The organism is Sphingomonas lenta, assembly GCF_002288825.1.
GTDB lineage: Bacteria > Pseudomonadota > Alphaproteobacteria > Sphingomonadales > Sphingomonadaceae > Sphingomonas > Sphingomonas lenta.
Map to the genome: position 1 here is coordinate 292,627 of NZ_NSLI01000005.1, position 23,284 is coordinate 315,910.

Annotated in this window: 14 protein-coding genes; 9 read left to right on the forward strand and 5 right to left on the reverse strand. The window is 70.2% G+C overall.

Going from position 1 to position 23,284, the window contains the following annotated elements:
• Positions 1-18: 18 nt before the first annotated feature.
• The 5 genes from proB to CKY28_RS16675 are packed head-to-tail and all read right to left on the reverse strand — an operon-like array spanning position 19 to position 5,789.
• Positions 19-1,140 carry a glutamate 5-kinase gene (gene proB / locus CKY28_RS16655; protein ID WP_095999497.1) on the reverse strand — a complete coding sequence of 374 codons (1,122 nt, stop codon included), beginning with the start codon at positions 1,138-1,140 and terminating at the stop codon, positions 19-21.
• Complete coding sequence (gene leuB, locus CKY28_RS16660) at positions 1,137-2,216, reverse strand: 3-isopropylmalate dehydrogenase (RefSeq protein ID WP_095999498.1); 1,080 nt, start codon at positions 2,214-2,216, stop codon at positions 1,137-1,139. Before leuB ends, proB begins: the two co-directional genes overlap by 4 nt.
• Positions 2,213-2,794, reverse strand: a complete 582-nt coding sequence (leuD, locus tag CKY28_RS16665; protein ID WP_095999499.1) for a 3-isopropylmalate dehydratase small subunit — start codon at positions 2,792-2,794, stop codon at positions 2,213-2,215. The genes leuB and leuD overlap by 4 nt, the downstream gene beginning before the upstream one ends.
• Positions 2,791-4,200 (reverse strand): 3-isopropylmalate dehydratase large subunit, encoded by a 1,410-nt coding sequence (gene leuC / locus CKY28_RS16670; RefSeq protein WP_176473149.1) that lies wholly within the window; start codon positions 4,198-4,200, stop codon positions 2,791-2,793. Before leuC ends, leuD begins: the two co-directional genes overlap by 4 nt.
• Positions 4,200-5,789, reverse strand: a complete 1,590-nt coding sequence (locus tag CKY28_RS16675; protein ID WP_095999501.1) for a 2-isopropylmalate synthase — start codon at positions 5,787-5,789, stop codon at positions 4,200-4,202. The genes leuC and CKY28_RS16675 overlap by 1 nt, the downstream gene beginning before the upstream one ends.
• 261 nt (positions 5,790-6,050) lie before the next feature.
• On the opposite strand from CKY28_RS16675, the gene ilvD reads away from it, so the two are divergent.
• The 9 genes from ilvD to CKY28_RS19300 all read left to right on the forward strand — a co-directional run bounded on the left by ilvD (position 6,051) and on the right by CKY28_RS19300 (position 23,256).
• A complete protein-coding gene (gene ilvD / locus CKY28_RS16680; RefSeq protein WP_095999502.1) occupies positions 6,051-7,907 on the forward strand; it encodes a dihydroxy-acid dehydratase in 1,857 nt (618 codons plus the stop codon).
• A 340-nt stretch (positions 7,908-8,247) separates the two neighbouring features.
• Positions 8,248-10,047, forward strand: coding sequence for an acetolactate synthase 3 large subunit (locus tag CKY28_RS16685; RefSeq protein ID WP_095999567.1), 1,800 nt, complete (start codon positions 8,248-8,250; stop codon positions 10,045-10,047).
• On the forward strand, positions 10,047-10,556 hold the full coding sequence (gene ilvN / locus CKY28_RS16690) for an acetolactate synthase small subunit (RefSeq protein ID WP_095999503.1): 510 nt from the start codon (positions 10,047-10,049) through the stop codon (positions 10,554-10,556). Before CKY28_RS16685 ends, ilvN begins: the two co-directional genes overlap by 1 nt.
• Before the next feature lie 19 nt (positions 10,557-10,575).
• Positions 10,576-11,613, forward strand: a complete 1,038-nt coding sequence (gene ilvC / locus CKY28_RS16695; RefSeq protein WP_095999504.1) for a ketol-acid reductoisomerase — start codon at positions 10,576-10,578, stop codon at positions 11,611-11,613.
• 196 nt (positions 11,614-11,809) lie between these two features.
• Positions 11,810-12,148: a P-II family nitrogen regulator gene (locus tag CKY28_RS16700; RefSeq protein ID WP_095999505.1), complete on the forward strand. Its 339-nt coding sequence runs from the start codon at positions 11,810-11,812 to the stop codon at positions 12,146-12,148.
• 16 nt (positions 12,149-12,164) lie between these two features.
• Positions 12,165-13,595, forward strand: coding sequence for an ammonium transporter (locus CKY28_RS16705; RefSeq protein ID WP_095999506.1), 1,431 nt, complete (start codon positions 12,165-12,167; stop codon positions 13,593-13,595).
• Between the two features lie 173 nt (positions 13,596-13,768).
• Positions 13,769-14,650 carry a TorF family putative porin gene (locus CKY28_RS16710; protein WP_095999507.1) on the forward strand — a complete coding sequence of 294 codons (882 nt, stop codon included), beginning with the start codon at positions 13,769-13,771 and terminating at the stop codon, positions 14,648-14,650.
• A 161-nt stretch (positions 14,651-14,811) separates the two neighbouring features.
• The gene (locus tag CKY28_RS16715) at positions 14,812-15,078 is read left to right on the forward strand and encodes a helix-turn-helix domain-containing protein (protein ID WP_095999508.1); all 267 of its coding nucleotides are present in this window, start codon (positions 14,812-14,814) and stop codon (positions 15,076-15,078) included.
• A 432-nt stretch (positions 15,079-15,510) separates the two neighbouring features.
• Entirely contained in the window at positions 15,511-23,256 is a 7,746-nt protein-coding gene (locus CKY28_RS19300; RefSeq protein ID WP_095999509.1) for a choice-of-anchor L domain-containing protein, read from the forward strand.
• Positions 23,257-23,284: the final 28 nt, after the last annotated feature.

The following is a 23,284-nucleotide window of genomic DNA, read 5'->3' on the forward strand; positions in this document are numbered from 1 at the left end:
GCAGGAGGTCGTCGGGGGTCACAGCATCACCAAATGGTCGCGATGCACCAGCGCCGAACGCGGCGCGTAGCCCAGCAGTTCTCCTTGCGCTTCGTTGCGGACGCCCGCGATGCGCGCCGCCTCGCCTGAGTCGTAGGCGACGAGGCCGCGCGCGATCGGGCCGGCGGGCGCGACCACCTCGACCACGTCGCCGCGCCGGAACGCGCCCTCGACCTGGAAGACGCCGGCCGCGAGCAGGCTGCGCCCGGCGGCGAGCGCGGCGGCCGCGCCCTCGTCCACGTGGATGCGCCCCTTCGCGGCGAGCCCGCCCGCGAGCCACGCCTTGCGGCGGGGCGGCGCGCTCGGCGCGACGAAGACGGTGCCGCGCCCGGTCTCGGCGAAGCGGCGGAGCGGGTGGTCGATCTTGCCCGACACGATCGCGAGGTCCGCGCCCGCCAGCCCCGCGATCCGCGCCGCCTGAAGCTTCGCCGCCATGCCGCCCGTGCCCAGGCCCGAGCCGCTGCGCGCGTCGCCCAGCGCCATGATGCGCTCGTCTAGCTCCTCGACCGTCTCGACCAGCGTCGCCGCCGGGTCCACCGTGGGATCGGCGGTGTAGAGCCCGTCCACGTCGGACAGCAGCACGACGCCGCCCGCGCCCGCCGCCTGCGCTACGCGCGCCGCGAGCCGGTCGTTATCGCCGAAGCGGATTTCGGCGGTGGCGACGCTGTCGTTCTCGTTGAGCACCGGGACAGCGCCCAGCGCGAGCAGCCGGTCGAGCGTCGCGGACGCGTTCAGGTAGCGGCGGCGGTCCTCCAGATCGTCGAGCGTCAGGAGCATCTGCGCCGCGCGCATACCCCGCTCACCGAGCAGTTCTTCGTACAATCGGGCGAGCATGATCTGGCCCACCGCCGCGGCCGCCTGCGCGTCGTCCAGGCTCGCGCGGCCACCGCCGGGCAGTGCCAGCGTCCGCGCGCCGAGCGCGATCGCGCCCGACGAGACGATTACCACCTGCTGCCCCGCCGCGCGGCGTTCGACCACGTCGTCGAGAAGCGTCGCCAGCCACTCGCGCCGCGGCGTGCCGTCGGGCCGCACCAGCAACGAGGAGCCGATCTTGACGACGAGGCGCTTGGCTTGAGGCGGCGCGAACCGTTCGATCCTCATAGGCCGAGTTCGCGGACCACCGCATCCGCCATCTCCCGCGTGCCCACCGTCGGCAGGTCCGGCGCGGCTAGGTCGGGCGTGCGGACGCGGGCGAGCGCGGCTTCGCAGGCGCGCTCGACGCGGGTCGCCGGCTCCTCCAGCCCGAGCGACCAGCGCAGCAGCATGGCCAGGCTGAGGATCTGCGCGATTGGGTTCGCGACGCCCCGGCCCGCGATGTCGGGCGCGGAGCCGTGGATCGGCTCATACAGCGCAGGCCGGCGACCGTCGGCGTCGACGGGGCCGAGCGTCGCGGAGGGCAGGAGCCCCAGGCTGCCGGTGCACATGGAGGCGAGGTCTGACAGAATGTCGCCGAACAAATTGCCGGTGACGACCACGTCGAACTGCTTAGGCGCACGCACGATCTGCATGGCGCAGTTGTCGGCGTAGAGATGATCGAGCGCGACGTCGGTGAAGTCGCGGTCGCGGACCGCCTGGACGGTGCGGCGCCACAGAAGGCCGCTCTCCATGACGTTGGCCTTGTCGACGCTCGTCACCCGACCCTGGCGGCGGCGAGCGAGGTCGAGGGCGACGCGCGCGACGCGCTCGATCTCCGGCGTGGAATAGACCTCCGTGTTGACGCCGCGCTCCGTCCCGTCGGGCAGCCGCTCGATGCCGCGCGGCTCGCCGAAATAGACGCCGCCCGTCGACTCGCGCACGATCATCAGGTCAAGGCCGCGCACCAGCTCCGGCTTGAGCGACGACGCGTCGGCGAGCCGGTCGAAGACGCGGGCCGGACGCAAATTGGCGAACAGGTCGAGGTGCTTGCGCAATCCGATGATCGCCGCCTCGGGGCGAAGGTCGTAGGCGACGCCGTCCCACTTGGGGCCGCCGACCGCGCCGAACAACACGGCGTCGGCCGCGTGCGCCTTGGCGAGCACGCGGTCAGGCAGCGGCGTCCCTTCCGCGTCGTACGCCGCGCCGCCGACCAGGTCGTGGTCGAGCTCGACGGACAAGCCGAGCGCGTCGAAGACGGTGAGCGCGGCCGCCATCACCTCCGGGCCGATGCCGTCGCCCGGCAGCACGAGGATGCGCGTCATAAGCCCCAAGCGGGCCGGCGCGCCTCGAACGCCTCGATCGCGGGGACGTGGCGGAGCGTGACGCCGATATCGTCGAGCCCTTCGAGCAGCATCTCGCGGCGGAGCGGGTCGATTGCGAAGGGGAACGCCTCGCCGTTGGGCCGCACGACGATCTGGCGCTCGAGATCGACATGGAGGCGGGCGTTGGGGCCGAGCTCCGCATCGGCCGTCAGCGCCTCGCACGCGGCGGCGGGCAGCGCCACGGGCAGCACGCCGTTCTTGAGCGCGTTGTTCTGGAAGATGTCGGCGAAGCTGGGCGCGATCACACAGCGTATGCCATAGTCGATGAGCGCCCAGCTCGCATGCTCGCGCGACGAGCCGCAGCCGACGTTCTCGCCCGCGATCAGGATCTGCGCACCCGCATATTCGGGCCGGTTGAGCACGAAGTCGGGGTCGCGGCGGAGGTCCGCGAAGAGGTGCCGGCCGAGCCCCGTGCGCTTGATCGTTTTGAGGAAGCGCGCGGGGATGATCTGGTCGGTGTCGACGTTCGCGGCGCGCAAGGGCACCGCGACGCCAGTCAGCGTGGTGAAGGGGGTCATGCCGCGTCCTCCAGTTCGGCCGGGTCCACAAAGCGGCCCGCGACCGCGGCGGCGGCGGCGAGCGCAGGGGAGACGAGGTGCGTCCGCCCGCCCGGCCCCTGGCGGCCCTCGAAGTTGCGGTTGGACGTGGAGGCGCAGCGCTGGCCGGGCCCCAGCTTGTCGGGGTTCATGCCGAGGCACATGGAGCAGCCCGCGTCGCGCCACTCGAAACCCGCTTGCGTCAGGATGCGGGCCAGCCCTTCCTCCTCCGCCTGGCGCTTCACCAGGCCGGAGCCGGGGACGACCAGCGCGCGCACGCCGTCCGCGACGCGGCGGCCCCGCGCGACGCGAGCGGCCTCGCGGATGTCCTCGATGCGGGCGTTGGTGCACGAGCCGATGAACACGGCGTCCACGGGCGTGTCGGCGAGCCGCTGGCCGGGGGCGAGGCCCATATAGTCGAGCGCGCGGCGTATCTGCGCGGCGGTGACCTCGTCGGGCACGCTCGCCGGGTCGGGCGCGGCGCCGTTGATCGGAACCGCCGCCTCGGGGCTAGTGCCCCAGGTGACCATGGGACGGACCGCTGCGGCGTCGATCTCCAGCTCGCGGTCGAACGCCGCGTCTGGGTCGCTGGGCAGCGTGCGCCAATAGGCGACCGCGGCGTCCCAGTCGGCACCCTTCGGCGCGTACGGGCGGCCGCGGCAGTAGGCGAAGGTCGTCTCGTCGGGCGCGATCATTCCGGCGCGCGCGCCGGCCTCGATGGCGAGGTTGCACAGCGTCATGCGCCCGGCCATGTTCAGCGCTTCCACCGCCTCGCCGGCATATTCGAGCGCGTGGCCCGTCGCGCCCGCCGTGCCGATCCGCGCGATGATTGCGAGCGCCAGGTCCTTGGCCGATACGCCGGGGCGGAGGCAGCCGCGGCACGTCACGCGCATCGTCTTGGCGCGACGCTGGAGCAGCGTCTGGGTGGCGAGGACGTGCTCGACCTCCGAGGTGCCGATGCCGAAGGCGAGCGCGCCGAACGCGCCGTGCGTCGAAGTGTGGCTGTCGCCGCAGACGATCGTCAGACCGGGCAGACTCAAGCCCTGCTCGGGGCCGACGACGTGGACGATGCCCTGCCGCTCGTCGGTGAGGGGGATATAGGGCACGCCGAACTCGCGGACATTCTCCTCAAGCGTGGCGAGCTGGAGCGCGCTCTTCGGCTCGGCGACCGGCTCTCCGCGCCCGGTGGTCGGGACGTTATGGTCGGGGACTGCGAAGGTCAGGTCTGGACGGCGCACGCGCCTGCCGGCGGCGCGCAGGCCCTCGAACGCCTGAGGGCTCGTCACTTCGTGGACGAGGTGGCGGTCGATGTAGAGGACCGCGGTGCCGTCGGGCAGCGTGTCGACAACGTGCGCGTCGAACAGCTTATCGTAGAGCGTCCGGGGCATCACGCGTTCACCACTCCGGCCTGAGTTGGGGGCGGGGCCTGACGCTCGCGCTTCACGAGCAGCTTGTTGAGCGCGTGCACATAGGCGCGCACCGCCGAGACTACGGTGTCGGTGTCCGCGCCTTGGCCGTCGACCGAGCGGCCGTCCTCCTCCAGGCGCACGGTGGTACGCGCCTGCGCGTCCGACCCGCCAGTGATCGCGCCCACCGAGTAGAGCGTGAGCTCGGCCGCGTGCGGGCAGACCGCGCGCACCGCGTTGAAGCTGGCGTCCACCGGGCCGTCGCCGGTGGCGGTCGCGGCCTTGCGCTCGCCGTCGACCATCAGCTCGACCTCGGCGCGCGCCGGGCCGCGGCTGCTCGACGAGACGGCGATCTCGACGAACCGGATTCGCTCATGGTCGCGGACCACCTCGTCGTCCACGAGCGCGACCAGGTCCTCCTCGAACACGACCTTCTTGCGGTCGGCCAGCTCCTTGAAGCGGCGGAACGCGTCGGTCAGGCGGTTGTCGCCGATGTCGCCATAGCCGAGCTCGGCGAGCTTGGCGCGGAAGGCGGCGCGGCCGGAATGCTTGCCGAGCACCAGGTTGGAGCGCGTCCAGCCGACGCTCTCCGGCGTCATGATCTCGTAGCTCCGCTTGTCCTTGAGCATGCCGTCCTGGTGGATGCCGCTCTCGTGCGCGAAGGCGTTGCGGCCGACGATCGCCTTGTTGGGCTGGACGTCGAAGCCGGTCACGGTGGCGAGCAGGCGCGAGGTCCTGACGATCTCCTCCGTACGGATGCCGTTCGAGTAGGGGTTGGCGTCGGGGCGCGTGCGGATCGCCATCACCACCTCCTCCAAGGCGGCGTTGCCCGCGCGCTCGCCGATGCCGTTCACCGTGCATTCGATCTGGCGCGCGCCGGCGGCGACGGCCGCCAGCGCGTTGGCGACGGCGAGCCCCAGGTCGTTATGGTTGTGCGTCGACAGGATCACGCCGTCGGCGTCGGGCACGTTCCCGCGCACGTCGGCGAACATGCGCGCCATGTCCTCCGGCGTAGCGTAGCCGACGGTGTCGGGCAGGTTGATCGTGGTCGCGCCCGCCCGGATCGCGCGCTCGACGGCGCGGCGGAGGAACTCGGGCTCGGTGCGCGTGGCGTCCTCCGCGGACCATTCCACGTCGTCCGTCATGTCGCGCGCGAGCGACACGGAAGCGGTGATCGCGTCGAGCACCGCGTCCGGCGTCATGCGCAACTTGTGCTCCATATGGAGCGGGCTCGTCGAGATGAAGGTGTGGATGCGCCGCCGTTCGGCGGGGCGCACCGCCTGGCCGGCGCGGGTGATGTCGTCGCGGGCGGCGCGGGCGAGGGCGCAGATCACGGGGCCCCGCACCTCGCTCGCGATCGTGTGGACGGCGGCGAAGTCGTCGGGCGAGGCGACGGGGAAGCCCGCCTCCATAACGTCGACGCCCAGGCTCGCCAGCGCGTGCGCCATGCGGAGCTTCTCGGCGGCGGTCATAGAGAAGCCGGGCGACTGCTCGCCGTCGCGCAAGGTGGTGTCGAAGATGATGACGCGGTCGGGCGCGACGCGGCCGAAGCTCGGGTGGTGCACGGTCATGAAAACTGCTCGCGTTGTGAAAAGGCCGGCTGGTCTCCCCTGCGCGGCCCGCGAGCCCCAGCGTCAGGGCGCGATGCCGCTCAGGGGCGGATAAGTCGCAGGAGCGGAGCCGGAACGCGGATCATGGCGCGCTACATACATCAAGACGTCCGCTTGGCAACAGAGTTTCCGAACGTAAGTCTCAGATGAAACTAAGTATGTGCCTAAGGCGTATAGAAAGTAGGGTTGTTTCAGCGGTGCGGTTCGGCGCATAGGGGCGATATGCCCGCGCTACGATCCCGCACGACCACCCACGGCCGCAACATGGCGGGCGCGCGCGGCCTCTGGCGCGCGACGGGGATGCGCGACGAGGACTTCGGCAAGCCGATCGTCGCGGTCGCCAACAGCTTCACGCAGTTCGTGCCGGGGCACGTCCACCTGAAGGACCTGGGTCAGCTCGTCGCACGCGAGATCGAGCGCGCGGGCGGCGTCGCCAAGGAGTTCAACACCATCGCGGTTGACGACGGCATCGCCATGGGTCACGCGGGCATGCTCTACAGCCTGCCGTCGCGCGAGCTGATCGCCGACAGCGTCGAGTATATGGCCAACGCCCATTGCGCCGACGCGCTGGTGTGCATCTCCAACTGCGACAAGATCACGCCGGGCATGCTCATGGCGGCGCTCCGGCTCAACATCCCCGCCGTGTTCGTCTCCGGCGGGCCGATGGAGGCGGGCAAAGTCGTGCTCCGGGGCAAAACGCACGCGCTCGACCTGGTCGACGCGATGGTCGCGGCCGCGGACGACGCGGTCGCCGAGGAGGAGGTGCAGGCGATCGAGCGCGCCGCCTGCCCGACCTGCGGGTCGTGCTCGGGCATGTTCACCGCCAATTCGATGAACTGCCTGACCGAGGCGCTGGGGCTGTCGCTGCCCGGCAACGGATCGGTGCTGGCGACGCACGCCGACCGCGAGATGCTGTTCCGCGAGGCGGGGCGGCTCGTGGTCGATCTCTGCGAGCGCTGGTACGCGCGCGACGACGCGGCCGCGCTGCCGCGCTCGATCGCGACGTTCGAAGCGTTCGAGAACGCGATGACGCTCGACATCGCGATGGGCGGGTCGACCAACACCGTGCTTCACCTGCTCGCCGCCGCGCACGAGGCGGGCGTGGACTTCACCATGGGCGACATCGACCGGCTGTCCAGGCGGGTGCCCGTGCTGTGCAAGGTCGCGCCTGCGAAGAGCGACGTGCACATGGAGGATGTCCACCGCGCGGGCGGCGTCATGGCGATCCTGGGCGAGCTCGACCGCGGCGGCCTGATTTGTGACCAGGTGCCGACCGTGCACGCGGGCAGCATGGGCGAGGCGATCCGTCGCTGGGACGTGCGACAGACGAACAGCGAGGCGGTGGCCGAGCTCTATCGCGCGGCGCCCGGCGGCGTGCCGACGCAGACGGCGTTCTCGCAATCGCGGCGCTGGGCGGAGCTCGACCTAGACCGCGAGGCCGGCGTGATCCGCAGCGTCGAGCACCCGTTTTCAGAGGATGGCGGGCTCGCGGTTCTGACGGGCAACCTCGCCGCCGACGGCTCTATCGTGAAGACCGCGGGGGTGGACGAGTCGATCCTGCGCTTCGCCGGTCCGGCGCGCGTATTCGAGAGCCAGGACGCGGCGGTGACCGGCATCCTGACCGGCCAGGTGGTCGCGGGCGAGGTGGTCGTCATCCGCTACGAAGGCCCGCGCGGCGGGCCGGGGATGCAGGAGATGCTCTACCCGACCAGCTACCTGAAGGCGCGCGGCCTGGGCGCGGCCTGCGCGCTGGTGACCGACGGTCGTTTTTCCGGCGGCACGTCCGGCCTGTCGATCGGCCACGTCTCGCCCGAGGCGGCGGAGGGCGGCGCGATCGCGCTGGTCGAGACGGGCGACCTGGTCGAGATCGACATCCCCGGTCGCTCGATCCGGCTCGTCGTTCCCGACGCGGAGCTCGATCGGCGACGCGCGGCGCAGCAGGCGAGGGGCCCCGCCGCCTACACGCCCGCCAAGCGCGACCGCGCGGTGCCGCCCTCGCTCCAGGCCTACGCCGCCATGACGACCAGCGCGGCCCGCGGCGCGGTGCGCGACGTGGGGCAGCTTCAACGGCGGCCCTAAGCGCTCCTCGTCACCCCGGACTTGTTCCGGGGTCCATCGCCGCCCAGGCGAACCGCCTATGGGCGTAGAATGAGCGGCGGTGCACGCCCTCGTACGGGGATGCGCGCAGGACGATGGACCCCGGAACAAGTCCGGGGTGACGAAGAAAGAAGAAGCAGGGTTGACCTGCTAAACTCGACGTGTAATTGCGTTTCCAGCACTGGACAGGAAACAATCTTGCGCACTCTTCTCGTAATTACCGGAGCGGCCCCCGACGAGTGATCTCCTGATCACCCGGACGGCGGTCGCGATACAGGCTCCTTCGGGAGCCTTTTTCTTGGCCCGCGAAATGGACCCGACGATGCACCTCGCCCCCCTGACCAAAACCGACGCCGCAGCCCCACCGATCACCGGCGCCGAGATCGTCGTGCGCGCTCTCCTCGACGCAGGCGTGGACACGGTGTTCGGCTATCCGGGCGGCGCGGTGCTGCCGATCTACGACGCGCTGTTCCACGAGCCGCGCCTGCGCCACGTGCTGGTCCGCCACGAGCAGGGCGCGACGCACGCGGCGGAGGGCTATGCCCGCTCGACGGGCAAGCCCGGCGTGGTGCTGGTGACGAGCGGGCCGGGTGCCACCAACGCGGTCACCGGCATCGTTGACGCGCTGATGGACTCGATCCCGATGGTGGTGCTGACGGGGCAGGTGCCCACGCACCTGATCGGCTCCGACGCGTTCCAGGAGTGCGACACGGTCGGTATCACGCGCTCCTGCACCAAGCACAACATGCTGGTGCGCCGCACCGAGGACCTCGCCCCCGCGCTGCACGAGGCGTTCCACATCGCCACCAGCGGCCGGCCGGGCCCGGTGCTCGTCGACATACCCAAGGATGTGCAGTTCGGCCAAGCGAGCTACGCCGGGCCGAGCGCCGACCACGGCCGCCGCTACCGTCCGCGCGTCGAGCCCGACCGCGCCGCCATCATCCGCGCCGTCGAGCTGATCGCCGCCGCCGAACGCCCCGTCTTCTACACGGGCGGCGGCGTCATCAACGCCGGGCCGGACGCCGCGCAGGCGCTGACCGCTCTGGCCCGCGCCGTCGGCGCCCCCGTCACCTCCACGCTGATGGGCCTGGGCGCGTTTCCGGCGAGCGACCCGCAATGGCTCGGCATGCTCGGCATGCACGGGTCGTACGAGGCGAACCACGCCATGCACGACTGCGACGTGATGGTGTGCGTCGGCGCGCGTTTCGACGACCGGGTGACGGGGCGCGTCGACGCCTTTTCACCCGGGTCCAAGAAGATCCACATCGACATCGACCCGAGCTCGATCGGCAAGATCGTGCCCGCGGAGATCGGCATCGTCGCCGACGCGGGGCGCGCGCTCCAGGCGATGCTGGAGGTCTGGCGCGCGCGGCCGCGCTGCAACCAGGCGGCGCAGATCGCGGACTGGTGGAAGCGGATCGACGGCTGGCGCGCGCGGCGCTGCTTCAGCTACGCGCCGTCAGCCGACCGCATCAAACCGCAATACGCGATCGAGCGTCTGGAGGCGCTGACCCGCGGGCGCGACCGCTACATCACGACGGAGGTCGGCCAGCATCAGATGTGGGCGGCGCAGTTCCTCCGGTTCGACGAGCCTAACCGCTGGATGACCTCGGGCGGGCTCGGCACGATGGGCTACGGCCTCCCCGCCGCGATCGGCGTCCAGCTCGCGCATCCGGACGCGCTCGTCATCGACGTGGCCGGCGAGGCGTCGATCCAGATGTGCATCCAGGAGCTCTCGACAGCCGTGCAGTACCGCGCGCCCGTCAAGGTGATGATCCTCAACAACGAGTGGATGGGCATGGTCCGCCAATGGCAGCAGCTGCTCCACGGCGAGCGCTACGCCCACAGCTATTCGGAGAGCCTGCCCGACTTCGTCAAGCTCGCCGAGGCGTATGGCGCGACGGGCCTGCGCGTCGACCACCCGGACGCGCTCGACGCCGCCATCCGCGCGATGATCGACACGCCCGGCCCCGTGCTGCTCGACTGCCGCGTGGTGAAGGACGAGAACTGCTTCCCCATGATCCCGTCGGGCCGCGCGCACAACGACATGCTCTTGGGCGACGTGGCGGCGGCGGAGGATATCGGCACGGTGATCGACGACGCCGGGCGGCGGCTCGTCTGATGCAGTATGAAGGCGAGGAACGCCGCGCGACCTTCTCGGTGCTCGTCGACAACGAGCCCGGCGTGCTGCACCGCTTGGTCGGCCTGTTCGCGGCGCGCGGCTACAACATCGAGTCGCTGACGGTCGCCGAGACCGATCACGCCGAGCACCTGTCGCGCGTGACGATCGTCAGCCGCGGAACCGCGCCGATCCTCGCCCAGATCTACGCGCAGCTAGAGAAGATGGTGGCGGTGCGCGCCGTGTCCGACATCGGCCGCGACCCGCTGGGCGTCGAGCGCGAGCTGGCGCTGGTCAAGGTGCGGGGTACGGGGACCGAGCGCGTCGAGGCGCTGCGCGTCGCCGAGATCTTCCGGTCCAAGGTGATCGACACCGGCCTCGAGAGCTTCATCTTCGAGATCACGGGCGCGCCGTCTAAGATCGACAGCTTCGAGGAGCTGATGCGCCCGCTCGGCCTCGTCGAAGTGTCGCGCACGGGCGTCCTCTCCATCCGCCGCGGCGCGCAGCGCTGACCCAAACAGGAGCGATATAATGCGAGTTTACTATGATCAGGACGCCGACCTGGAGCTGATCCGGAGCAAGAAGGTCGCGATCCTCGGCTATGGCAGCCAGGGACACGCGCACGCGGCCAATCTGCGCGACAGCGGCGTGTCGGAGGTGGCGGTGGCGCTCCGCCCCGGCTCGGCGAGCGCGGGCAAGGCGGAGGGCGCGGGCTTTCGCGTCATGGCCAACGCCGACGCGGCGGCCTGGGCAGACCTCGTCATGGTGCTCGCGCCCGACGAGGCGCAGGCGGCGATCTGGTCGGCCGACCTCCAGCCCAACATGCGCCCCGGCAGCGCGCTCGCCTTCGCGCACGGGCTCAACGTCCATTTCGGGCTGATCGAACCGCGCCCCGACCTCGACGTGTTCATGGTCGCGCCTAAAGGGCCGGGCCACACCGTGCGCTCCGAGTATCAGCGCGGCGGGGGCGTGCCCTGCCTGCTCGCGGTGGCGCAGGAGGCGACGGGCGCGGAGCGCGGCAACGGCTACGCCAAGGCGCTCGCGCTCAGCTACGCTTCGGCGGTCGGCGGCGGGCGCTCCGGCATCATCGAGACGACGTTCCGCGAGGAGTGCGAGACCGACCTGTTCGGCGAGCAGGCGGTGCTGTGCGGCGGCCTGACGCATCTGATCATGGCCGGCTTCGAGACGCTGACGGAGGCCGGCTATGCGCCGGAGATGGCGTATTTCGAGTGCCTGCACGAGGTGAAGCTGATCGTCGACCTGCTCTACGAGGGCGGGATCGCCAACATGCGCTACTCGGTCTCCAACACCGCCGAATACGGCGACATTGCTACAGGTCCGCGCATCGTCACCGCGGAGACCAAGGCCGAGATGAAGCGCGTCCTCCACGACATCCAGCGCGGCCGCTTCGTGCGCGACTTCATCACCGACATGCGCGCGGGCGCCCCTGAGCTGAAGGCGTCGCGCAAAATGGCGGCCGAGCACCCGATCGAGAAGGTCGGCGCGGAGTTGCGCGCGATGATGCCGTGGATCGGCAAGGGCAAGCTGGTGGACCGCGCGCGGAACTGAACGGACACGGCACATCGCACCTATCCTCCCCCGACGGGGGAGGAACATGTGAACTTCGCCTCTCCCGCTATGCTGCCGTGCAGCATGATCGTGTTCGCGATTGCAAAAAGCTGATGTTCGCAGTCGCACAATGCACTTGACGGTATGATGACGGTTAAGAAACATTCCAGTCGTCAAGAATGCCGGGAGTGCACGAATGAAACTCGTCACGGCCTTCATACGACCGTTTAAGATAGACGAGGTGCGCGACGCGCTCACGGAGGTCGGCGTGTCCGGCCTGACCGTGACCGAGGTCCAGGGTATGGGCCGGCAGAAAGGTCAGCGCGAATTCTATCGCGGCGCCGAATACGCCAGCTCGCTCGTGCCCAAGACCAAGATCGAGGTCGTCTGCCCCGACGCGCTCGCCGCGCGCGTCGTGGAGGCGATCCAGGTCGCCGCGAACACGGGCGGCATCGGTGACGGCAAGATCTTCGTCGTGCCCGTCGAGCAGGCGATCCGCATCCGGACCGGGGAAACGGGCGACGCCGCCATCTAGAGCAGAGGGGAACTCGATGAAGCTGAGACTTGGCGCCGCCGCGCTATTGGCCACCTTGGCGGCTGGCGCCGCGTTCGCGCAGACGCCGGCCCCTCAACCCGTCCCCTCGCCGACGATCGACAAGGGCGACACTGCCTGGATGCTCGTCTCCTCGGCGCTGGTGCTGATGATGTCGGTGCCGGGCCTCGCGCTCTTCTATGGCGGGCTGGTCCGGACCAAGAACATGCTGTCGGTCCTGATGCAGGTCTTCGCGATCGTCAGCGTCGCCGCGCTCGTCTGGGTGAGCTGGGGCTACAGCCTCGCCTTCACCGAAGGGAGCGCGTTCGTCGGCGGCCTGTCCAAGGCGTTCCTGCGCGGCGTGGATGCGACGACGCAGGTCGCGACCTTCTCCAACGGGGCGTACCTGCCCGAGCTCGTCTATGTCTGCTTCCAGATGACGTTCGCCTGCATCACGCCCGCGCTGATCGTGGGCGCGTTCGCGGAGCGGGTGAAGTTCACGGGGCTGATGCTCTTCACCGTGCTCTGGCTGACGCTCGTCTATTTCCCGATCGCGCACATGGTCTGGTACTGGGACGGCCCGGACGCGATCGCCAACGCGGCGTTGGCGGGCGGCGACGCGCTCGCCACCGCGTCGGGCCATGCGGGCTACATCTTCCAGCTCGGCGCGCTCGACTTCGCGGGCGGGACGGTGGTGCACATCAACGCCGGCGTCGCCGGGCTGGTCGGCGCGATCATGCTCGGCCGCCGCGTGGGCTACCCGCGCGAGCCGATGCCGCCGCACTCGCTCGTGATGACGATGATCGGCGCGTCGCTCCTCTGGATCGGCTGGTTCGGCTTCAACGCCGGCTCCAACCTCGAGGCGAACGGCGTCGCCGCGGTGGCCTTCATCAACACCTTCGTGGCGACGGCGGCGGCGGCGCTGTCCTGGATGCTCGTGGAGCAGGCGGTGCACGGCAAGCCGTCGATGCTCGGCGCGGTCACCGGCGCGGTCGCGGGGCTCGTCGCGGTGACGCCCGCCTCGGGCTTCGCGGGCCCGATGGGGTCGATCATCCTCGGCCTGATCGTCTCACCGATCTGCTACCTGTTCGTGGCCAGGCTCAAGCCGCGCTTCGGCTACGACGACTCGCTCGACGTGTTCGGCGTCCATTGCGTGGGCGGCATCGTCGGCGCGCTGGCGACGGGCATCCTGGTCGACCCGGCGCTGGGCGGGCAGGGGATCGCCGACTACGCCGCGCAGCCCGGCACCGCCCAGTTCGCCTTTCCCGGTTACGCCACGCAGCTCTGGGCGCAGGCCCGCGCGGTGCTGCTGACCTTGGTCTGGTCGGGCGTCGTGTCCGCGATCCTCTACTTCGTCATCGACAAAATGGTGGGGCTGTGCGCCAGCGACGAGGCGCAACGCGAGGGGCTCGACCTCTCGGAGCATGGGGAGCGCGCCTACAATTTTTGACGAGGTCCGCCTGCGCGAGACGACCTGGCCGGCGGGCGCGCCCGTCGGTCCCTTTCCCCCGCAGCACGGACCACCGCACGATCGAATGGAAGGACCGCCGACCCGCCCGGCACGAGGAGGGTCCGGTCACCGCAGGCAGGACGTCGCCATCACCCGAACCCGAGGGGACAGAAATGCGCACGTCTTCGTTGATCACCGCCCTGCTGCTCGCCGCAGCGCCCGCTTATGCCCAGGACGCGGCGGCGCCGCCCGGTGCGACGCCGTCGCCCCCCGACGAGACCGCGCCGCCGCCGGCGGTGACGATCACCGGCTCCGCGGCGCTGGTGTCCGACTACCGCTTCCGCGGCGTGTCGCAATCGGACGAGGAGCTGGCGCTCCAGGCCGGCGCGACGCTTGCCCACGAGAGCGGGCTCTACGCCGGCTTCTGGGGGTCGAACCTCAGCGGATGGGGCACGTTCGGCGGCGCCAATCTCGAGCTCGACCTGATCGCAGGCTACAAGTTCCAGCCGTCCCCGAACGTCACGCTCGACCTCGGCGTCACCTATTATATGTATCCCGGCGGCGCGGACGAGACCGACTTCTTCGAGCCCTATGTCAAGCTGTCCGGCACGCAGGGGCCGCTGACGCTGACCGCGGGCATCGCGTACGCCCCGCCGCAGCAGGCGCTCGGGCGCTACTATTTCACGGGCGCGGACGCGGCCGCGGGCGTCTACAACGACGAGGGCGACAAGGAGGACAATCTGTACGTCTTCGGCGACGCGGTGGCCGGGCTCTCCGGCACGCCGTTCACGCTGAAAGGGCACATCGGCTATTCGGAAGGCAATCGCGGCCTCGGCCCCAACGCCACCTCCGTCACGCCCACGGGTGAATATTGGGACTGGCTGCTGGGCGTGGACACCGTCTGGCGCAACCTGACCTTGGGCGTGGCCTATGTCGACACCGATATCTCGCGGAACGAGGCGGCGTACCTCCAGCCCAGCTTCTCCAAAGGGCAGGACGGCGCCGGTTCGATCGCCGACGCGACGGTGGTGGTCAGCCTGACCGCGGCGTTCTGACGGAGCACGTCAGAAGCTGATCACCACGCTGATCGTGTCCTGATATTGACCCGCGGGCGGCGTGGGCTGATCCGGGTCGATGCGCGCGACGTAGCGGTGGAGCTGCGACGGGCTGGCACGCGCATCGAGGCGCCACGACGGCCGTCGACGCCCCCGACGCCATGGTGGCCGGCGGGACCTGCTTCCGCGCGGACGCGGAGAACGACGCGATGCTTCGCGACATGCGCGACCGGATCGAGAGCCTGTCCGCGGCGCAGCGCCGCGTCCTGTTCGCGCTGGCCGACGGACGGCTGAACAAGCAGATCGCGGGCGAGCTCGACATAACGGAAGCGACGGTGAAAGCGCATCTGAGCGCCATCTTCCGCAAGCTGGGCGTGCTCAACCGCACCCAGGCGATCCTGGCGGTCCGGGACATGCTGGGGGCATAGACGCCGAACCCGATATGTGAGGAGGCGTTCCATCCGCCGCCGTGCAGCTTGAGAGCGCCGATTTCCAGCGGTGGCGATGATTACGGGAAGGCAGGCGCGAGCGGCTTCCGATCCTTCGTATGGAAAGTTCTGCCCCGATAGACAGAGGACACGGCTGAAGCGCCTGCAGGCGCAACACTCCGGCGACCTTCGCAAGTAGTTCCGATCCTCGGTCGAATTCATCCAATACGCTCAAGACGAGCACAGGTATGAATGTCGGCATACGGAGCCGACGCGAACTCCGCAGAACGATCAACCAACCGCAGTCAGCGTAAGACCGATCCGCTCGTCGTGGCTCGGATGCTTGCGTGCTGTCTTGACGCATCGGTCAAGCGACGCGAGCCGCCCCCACCGCCGAAGGAATACGGTCTCGACGATAAAAGGGGACCGTAGATGCCGTTGACCAAGACGCAGCTCCAGAACTCGCTCAACGCCTTTTTCGACACGATCGCCACCAGCATCGCGAACGAGATCGGGAGCAAGGCGCTTCCCCTACTCGGCCCCGTGGGCTCGCTGCCGGGCGCGGACGCGGTGGGAGGCGCGTTCGAGGACCTGCGCGACCAGATCCTGGCGGCGATCGGGTCGCTCGACGAGGCGGCTCCCGACTTCGCCCAATCGGCGGCGGACGCGATCGACGCGCTGGCGCTGCCCGGCGTGGACGCGTTCGAGGACGGCGGCGACCTGCGGCTGTCGTTCACGCGCGACGTGACGGTCGAGACGGGCGACGCGGCGCTCGCCGAGGACGCCGCGCTCGGCTTTCTCGAACTCGAGGTGACGACGGGCGCGACCATCTCCGCGACGCTGGACGCCGACCTGCGCATCGCGGCCGACGGCTCGCTCAGCCTGGAGGAGCAGACGGAGCCCGAGCTGGTGGTGAACGTCGAGGCCGACCTGTCCTTGACGGACGTCGAGGCCAAGCTCGGCGTGGTCACGGTCAAGCTCTCCGACGTCGACCCCACGGCGCCCGAGCTGGACGTCGAGTTCGCGCTCGACATCGACAAGACGCCCGCCGGCGCGTTCGGCGTCGATCCCGCGCTCACCGCGGCGGCGCGGCTGGACGTGCGGTTCGCGGGTGACGTCCTGGCGGGCATCCTTCCCGACATCGACGGCCGGCTCACGGTCGACTTCCCCGTGGACGGCGACGGCTTCGGCGCGCCGGCCGTGTCTGTGTCGGAAGTGACGCTCGACCTCTCCACCTATTTCGACATCATCGGCAACTCCGCGCTCAAGGTGGGCGACCTGTTCAACGCGGGCGCGCTGGGCACGATCGTGGACATCGCGGTCGCGCCCGTGCCCGTGCTCAACGACATCGCCCAGATCATCCCCGGCCTGAAGCACAAGTTCGACCAGGTGGGCGACATCGACGGGACCGGCAACGGGATCGTCCAGCTCGGCGACCTGGCGGTGGGCATGTCCCCCGCCAGCAAGCAGTTCATCGGCCCCGTCTATCAGGTCCTCGCGATCATCGACGTGCTGCGCAAGGCGGCGGCGCTGGAAGGCCTGGGCAGCATCGAGATCGGCGGCGGCACGCGCGCGGCGGACGGGATGCTGATCCCCGACAACGATCCCGCGGCGATCCTGGCGGCGCTCAAGGGCAAGCTGGCCGCCATCTCCGACGACATCCTGCCGCCCGAGGTGAAGGCGTATCTGACCGATTTTGACGACGCGGCGGCGCTCGCGGCGCTCAGCGCGGCGACGGTGGGTCCGAGCAAGGGCTTCACCTTCGGCCTGCTCGAGAATCCGGCGGACGTGCTCAAGCTGCTGCTGACGAACGAGACGGTGGACCTGGTCGAGTTCGACATCCCGACGCTCGAGCTCGGCGCGGAGTTCAGCCAGTTCTTCCCCGTCCTCGGCCCGCTCGGCTTCGAACTGGGCGGCGACCTCCGCGCGCGGATCAACGCCGACGTGGGTTACGACAGCCGGGGGCTCGTCACGGGCAAGCTCGCCGACGGCTTCTATTTCGCCACACCCGCCAATCCGACGCCGGATCCCGCGGTGCCCGATTACGAACCGGTGGGCCAGCTGAACACCAGCCTGTTCGGCGGCGCGGGCCTGGGCTTCGGCTTCGGCAGCGTGACGGTGCGCGCGAGCTTCGACTTCGGGCTCGCGGCGTATTTCGAGGATCAGGACGGCGACGGCAAGTTCCGCCCCGGCGAAGACGGGCTGGGCTGCATCTTCTCGCCCATCAGCGGGCAGGCGGGTGTATCCGTCTATCTCAACTTCAAGATCGGCTTCGGCCCGTTCAGCGTAAAGAAGAAGGTGCCGCTGGCCGAGCAGAAGATCGCCGACTTCGACATCTTCGAATGCCCGCCGCCGACGGTGACGCCGACGCCCGAAGCGCCGGGGCTGGCGACCGTCTCGGGGCCCGAGATCCTGCTCAACGTCGGCGACCGCGCGGCTTTGCGCAAGGTGCCCGACCGGGAGACGGGCGAGGCCAAGAACGTCGCCAACGTCGACGACCCCGAGACGCCGGAGAACGAGAGCGCCAACGAGGGCTACGTCATCGCGCTCGCCCGCGACGTCACGAACGAGGGGGTGAACGGGTCGACCAGCACGCCCGTGCCCGGCAAGCTCGACATCGTGGCGTTCGGCGTGACGCAGCGCGTGGACGCGTCCGGCGTGATCCGGGCGAACTTCAAGGACGGCGCGGACCGGCTCGACATCCAGGGCGCGGTGGGCGTCCGCGCGGAGGTGAACGCGGGCAACGGCGAGGATTACCTGGCCGGCGGCGCGGGCGACGACGTGCTGAACGGCGAGGCGGGCGACGACGTGCTGCGCGGCGGCGACGGCGCGGACCGGCTTTCGGGCGGGACCGAGGACGACGAGCTGTCCGGCGGCAAGGGCGGCGACACGCTGGACGGCGGCGCGGGTGTCGACACCGTCGACTACAGCCAGGCGAACCGGGACGTGGGGGTGGGTGTCACGATCATGCTGAACGCCGGGGAGTTCGCCGGATCGGGCGGCGAGGCGAACGGCGACGTCCTGCGCGACGTGGAGAACATCGTCGGCACCGACTTCCGCGACTGGATCGACGCGCGCAAGGTCGGCTTCAACACCTATCTGGAGGGCGGCGCGGGGAGCGACTGGCTGTTCGGCGGCGCGGGCCAGGACTTCCTCCAGGGGTCGGCGGGCACCGACTACATGGACGGTGGGGCGCTGGAGGACGCGACCACCTACATCTTCTCCTGGGCGGGCGTGGACATCGACATGCTGCGCTTCGCGCAGCTCGGCGGCGACGCGCAGGGCGACCGGCTCCTCAACCTGGAGGTGGTGCAGGCGACCGTGTTCGACGATCGCCTGTACGGGAACGGGCTCGACAACAAGTTCGACGCGGGATCGGGCGACGACGAGCTGGACGGGCGCGGCGGCGTGGACGAGCTGTTCGCGGGCGACGGCGACGACCTGGTGTACGCGCGCGGCGACGGCGACCTGCTCCACGGCGGTTTCGGGCGCGACCGGCTGAGCTACGCCTTCGCGGGCGCGGCGGTGACCGTGAACCTCGGGCGCACGCAGAACAGCGACGGGAGCTTCAACGCGGACGCCGCCCCCGACCGCATCGTCATGGCGATCCCCACGTCCGCGGGTAATCCGGGCGTCAGCTGGTTCAGCGACCTGGTCGGCTCCGCGTTCGACGACACGCTCACGGGCGACATCAGCTACAACCGCGTGGAGGGCGGCGCCGGCGACGACCTCGTGTTCGGCGGGGCGGGGTTCGACACGCTCCAGGGCGGCGCGGGCGCGGACCTGCTGGAGGGCGGGGAAGGGATCGACTGGGTCGACTATTCCGACTCGAACGCGGGCGTCGCCGTGGACCTCGCCGCCAACACGGCCGCGGGCGGCACGGCGACGGGCGACCGCTACCGCACCCTCTTCACCGACGTCAGGGTCGAGAACATCCTCGGCTCCGGATACGCCGACACGCTGACGGGCAGCGACGCGGACAACGTCATCGACCCCAACATCTCGGGCCGCTCAGTGGTCGAGTCCGTCCAGGGCGGCGCGGGCGTGGACACGCTTCGGGTCGACTATTCGACCGCTGAGGCGGACGTGGCCGGCGGCGTGTTCGGCGGAATCCTCTTCGGCGCCGCGGGTTCGCTGCGCCGCTCGCCCGACCCGGCCACCAACTTCGACCTGGTGGAGGTCGAGAGCGTGGAGCGGCTGGACTTCACCGGCACCCGCTCGGCCGACAGGATCGGCGGCGGGGACGATGCGGACAGGATCGTCACCGGCGGCGGGAACGACATCGTGCTCACGGGCGGCGGCGCCGACCTGGTGCTGGCGGGGCGCGGCGACGACCGGGTCGTCTATGGCGACACGTCGCTGCTGGAGGGCATCGCGCCCGCACCCGACGCGACGGTCGCTCCCGCGGCGATCATCGTCGACACGTTCGTGCTGGCTCCTACCTTCTTCCTCAGCGGCGACCGAGGCATCGACGCCTTGTCCATGTACCTGCCGACGCTGGACGAGGACGTGACGATCACCGGCGGCGACGGATCGGGCGAGTTCAACGGCGTCAACCTGCGCCTCACCGCCGGCGGATCGGCGCGACGCTTCGAGTGGTTGGACAGGGTGATCACCGGGTTCGGCGACGATCGTGTGACGCAGGTCGGGCGTCGGGACAACGAGTTCGAAACAGGCGACGGGAACGACCGGATCACGCCGGGCCTGGGCCGCGACTTTGTGGACGGCGGGCTCAACACGGCCGGGCTCGCCTTCAAGGAGTCGGGCGACTTCGTCAACGTCTACTCGATAACCGACTCGCTGGCCTTCCAAGCGGCGGGCGACGTGCTGGTGCTCGACTACTCGTCGCTCGGCCCCGACCAGCGGCTGATCTCGGCGACGGACGCCACGATCTCGCTGTTTGTCGAACGACCCTTCGCGACCTTCGCGTCCCGTGCGCCGGTCTACACCAATAACGGACGGTTCATCGCGCTCGACGTCGCCGTCCACGGCGAAAGCGGTGTCCCCCGACCGCTGCCCAACGACGCGTCCGACGATCTCAGCTTCGCGAACATCGAGCGGCTGGAGGTCCTGGGCGGCGGCGGCGACGACGTCATCGCGGGCACGGACGCCGCGTTCGACCTGGGCGTGCTGCCCGTCACCCCGACGGGGGCGATGGGGGGCGATGACATATTGCGCGGCGGCGACGGCGACGACCAGCTGTTCGGCAAGACGGGCGACGACTGGTTGGAGGGCGGCGCGGGCGACGACACGCTCCAGGGCGCGAGCCTCGGCGACCCGCGGTCCAGCCCCGTCTACGACTTCCGTGAGACCGATACGCTGACCGGTGGCGAGGGGGCCGACACCTTCGTGGTCGGCGTGGCGGGCGGCGCGCTCCACATGCGCTTGCCCGACGAGCCGACCTTCGCCGGCTTCGGCGACCGCGCGATCATCGCCGACTTCGATCGGACCGAGGGCGACCGCATCCAGCTATGGGGCGAGGCGGGCGACTATCGCGTCGAGGTCGACCCGACGGGCGCGGGCACCTGGATCTACCTGGCCAACGGCCGCAACGTCGCGGGCGGCCCCGATGCGGGCCGGGACGAGCCGATCGCGTTCGTGACGGGCGTGTTCGACCTCGATCTGGAGAGCGCCGACTTCGTCTATGTGGACGGGGACTCCGCGCCCGACGAAGGCTTCGCCGCCCTGCTCGCGGCGGACCGGGCCCGCGCCGATGCGCTCGCCGACCTCCTCGCGCCCGAGGGCGCGGAGGCCGCGGCCTTCGCGTCGCTGGAGGCCGAAGCCGCCGGCTTCACCGTGACGCAGCAGAGCGATGCGGGCGCGCTCAAGGCGATGCTCGACGCGGGCACGGGGGCGAGCGCCACCTCGCTTTCGCTGTCGGGCGCCGCGGAGGCGTTCGGCACCTTCTCCGGCGACCCGTTCGGGTTGGGCGAGGGGATCATCCTGTCCACCGGCGTGGCGGAGGACCTGCCCGGCCCGAACACCGCGCAGAGCGGCGGGAGCAACATCGGCGCGATCCCGATCACCTTCGTGAAGATCGGCCGCACCGGCGAGAACGACATCTTCCGCGCCGACCTCACCGGGCTGAACGTCGACATCCGTTCGCTCAAGCTGACCGACAGCGGATCGGGCCTCGGCGGCTCGGCGGGAAGCGCCAGCGGCTTCGACCTCGGCGCGATCGCGCTCAGCACCAAGTTCATCGCGAACGCGGACGGCCTGAACCTTGACGATCCGACGGTCCTGCCCAGGCTGGACGTGTTCGACTTCTCCAACGCCTCGCTGACGTACCAGGCGGGAACGCAGGGCCCGGCGCCCAGCAACTTCCCGTACTTGGCGGACCTGCCCGGGTCCGTGAACGGGCTCGTCGACCAGGCGCGGGTGCGCCTCGACCTGTTCGCCGGCCCGTTTTACGACAGTTCGGACGTCGTAGGCACGCTCACGCTGGGCGAGGGAGGCTCGATCGGGTTCGACCTGACCGAGCCCGTCTCGGCCGACGGTCCCCTATACCTCTACATCGCCGAGTCGGGTGGATCGGGCGAGGTGGTGACGGGTTCGATCGACGTGTCTTCCGACACGATCGAGCCCACGGGCGACCTGTCCACGGACCTGGGCGCGGAAGGGCCGGGGGGCGACGCGACGGCGATGACGTACCGCTTCACGCCCAAGGCGGGCGACACCGCGTTCGCGATGAACGTGGTCCTGTTCACCGAGGAGCTGCCCGAGTTCGACGGATCGGATCTGACCGACCATTTCTCCATTAAGCTGAACGGCGTGGAGATCGGCGCCCTCAACAACGGCAACGCCCTGTCGATCAAGTCGCTGGCGCTGTCGCCGAACGACGACGTCCGGTTCAACGACGTCGGAACGGGGCCGCTCGCCGACGTGATCCGCGCCGACGCCTATACGAGCGTCCTGCGCATCTCTGGCGACCTAGCCGCGGGCGAGAACGTGCTGACGATCGAGGCGCGCGACGGACGCGACGCGTTCCTCGACAGCGGGCTTCTGATCCAGACGGGTTCGTTCAGGACGTTCGCCAAGCCGACCTTCACCGTGGTCCCGAGCGACGGCGCGGCGGAGCCGGGCGGCGAGGTCACGTTCACGATCTCGCTCCCGCCCGACGCGGATCTCGACGGACCCGTCTCCATCACGCTGACGCCGACGGACAAGCTCGACCTGGGTGCGGGGGCCGGCGCGCCCGTGACGCTAACGTTCACGCCCGACGGCCCGAAGTCGCAGGAGGTGAAGGCCGAAGTGTCGGACGACGCCGATCCGGAGCAGGATGCGGGCATCTCGTTCATGGTGGAGGCCGACGACCCCGATCTGGACGGCTCGCCCGTCTCGCCCGTCTTCGTGGACGTGCTGCCCGTGACGGAGCCGGACGATCCCTACCTCATCTTCGAGCGGCTGAGCGGCGACCTGGTCGAAGGCTTCACCGCGGCGGACGACCTGATCGCCGCCGCGGGCCTTCCGGGCCCGTCCAGCTTCCACGTGGAGGGCACGGCCACGGGCAGGGACAGGATCGCCGGCTTCGGACGCAACGACATCCTTATCGTCGACGAGCGCATCTTCGACGCCAACGACGACGGCGTGATCACCTTCGGCCGGAACGGCGTGCTGGACCTGGACGGGCCCGACAAGGGCGTCGACACGCTGCGCTTCTCGGGCGGGCCGACCCGCCTTCGCCTGCTGGGCTCGGACGACGAAGGGCACTGGGTCTATGCGGACGCCGCCGTTCGATTGCGGGGCATGCGGGAGGGCATGCTCGGCGACGACGCCTTGGCGGGGGACGCGGCGGGCAAGAGGCAGGACGTGTTCCTGTTCGACACCGACCTGGACGTGAACTGGGGCCGGGACACGATCGAGCGCTTCGGGTCCGAGGATCTCCTAGTCACCACCAGCAAGCTGTACGACGGCGACGGCGACGGGCTGATCGCGCTCGTGGACGGGACGGTGGAGCTCAACGGCAACGCCTTCTTCGATCCCGCGCACGCCGGCGAGGTGGGACCGAACAGCCCGTTCGGGACGGTGCGCCTGCGCGACGGCGCGGGGACGCTGCTGGAGTCGATCACGCTCGACCACGTCACGGTGCGCGACGGCGTGACCTACTTCCACTACCGCGCCGGCGAGGGGTCGCCGTCCGCGCTGATGAGGGACTCCGCCGAGGATTGGTGGATGTAGGCTCGTCTTCCGAACGCCGACCGCCCTC

Excerpts from the sequence above, each read along its gene's own strand:
- CKY28_RS16700 (WP_095999505.1), top strand. The coding sequence starts at position 11,810 with ATGAAACTCGTCACGGCCTTCATACGACCGTTTAAGATAGACGAGGTG.
- CKY28_RS19300 (WP_095999509.1), top strand. The coding sequence starts at position 15,511 with ATGCCGTTGACCAAGACGCAGCTCCAGAACTCGCTCAACGCCTTTTTC.
- CKY28_RS16715 (WP_095999508.1), top strand. The coding sequence starts at position 14,812 with ATGGTGGCCGGCGGGACCTGCTTCCGCGCGGACGCGGAGAACGACGCG.
- leuD (WP_095999499.1), bottom strand. The coding sequence starts at position 2,794 with ATGACCCCCTTCACCACGCTGACTGGCGTCGCGGTGCCCTTGCGCGCC.
- ilvN (WP_095999503.1), top strand. The coding sequence starts at position 10,047 with ATGCAGTATGAAGGCGAGGAACGCCGCGCGACCTTCTCGGTGCTCGTC.
- leuC (WP_176473149.1), bottom strand. The coding sequence starts at position 4,200 with ATGCCCCGGACGCTCTACGATAAGCTGTTCGACGCGCACGTTGTCGAC.
- ilvD (WP_095999502.1), top strand. The coding sequence starts at position 6,051 with ATGCCCGCGCTACGATCCCGCACGACCACCCACGGCCGCAACATGGCG.
- CKY28_RS16710 (WP_095999507.1), top strand. The coding sequence starts at position 13,769 with ATGCGCACGTCTTCGTTGATCACCGCCCTGCTGCTCGCCGCAGCGCCC.
- CKY28_RS16675 (WP_095999501.1), bottom strand. The coding sequence starts at position 5,789 with ATGACCGTGCACCACCCGAGCTTCGGCCGCGTCGCGCCCGACCGCGTC.
- CKY28_RS16705 (WP_095999506.1), top strand. The coding sequence starts at position 12,165 with ATGAAGCTGAGACTTGGCGCCGCCGCGCTATTGGCCACCTTGGCGGCT.
- leuB (WP_095999498.1), bottom strand. The coding sequence starts at position 2,216 with ATGACGCGCATCCTCGTGCTGCCGGGCGACGGCATCGGCCCGGAGGTG.
- proB (WP_095999497.1), bottom strand. The coding sequence starts at position 1,140 with ATGAGGATCGAACGGTTCGCGCCGCCTCAAGCCAAGCGCCTCGTCGTC.
- ilvC (WP_095999504.1), top strand. The coding sequence starts at position 10,576 with ATGCGAGTTTACTATGATCAGGACGCCGACCTGGAGCTGATCCGGAGC.
- CKY28_RS16685 (WP_095999567.1), top strand. The coding sequence starts at position 8,248 with ATGCACCTCGCCCCCCTGACCAAAACCGACGCCGCAGCCCCACCGATC.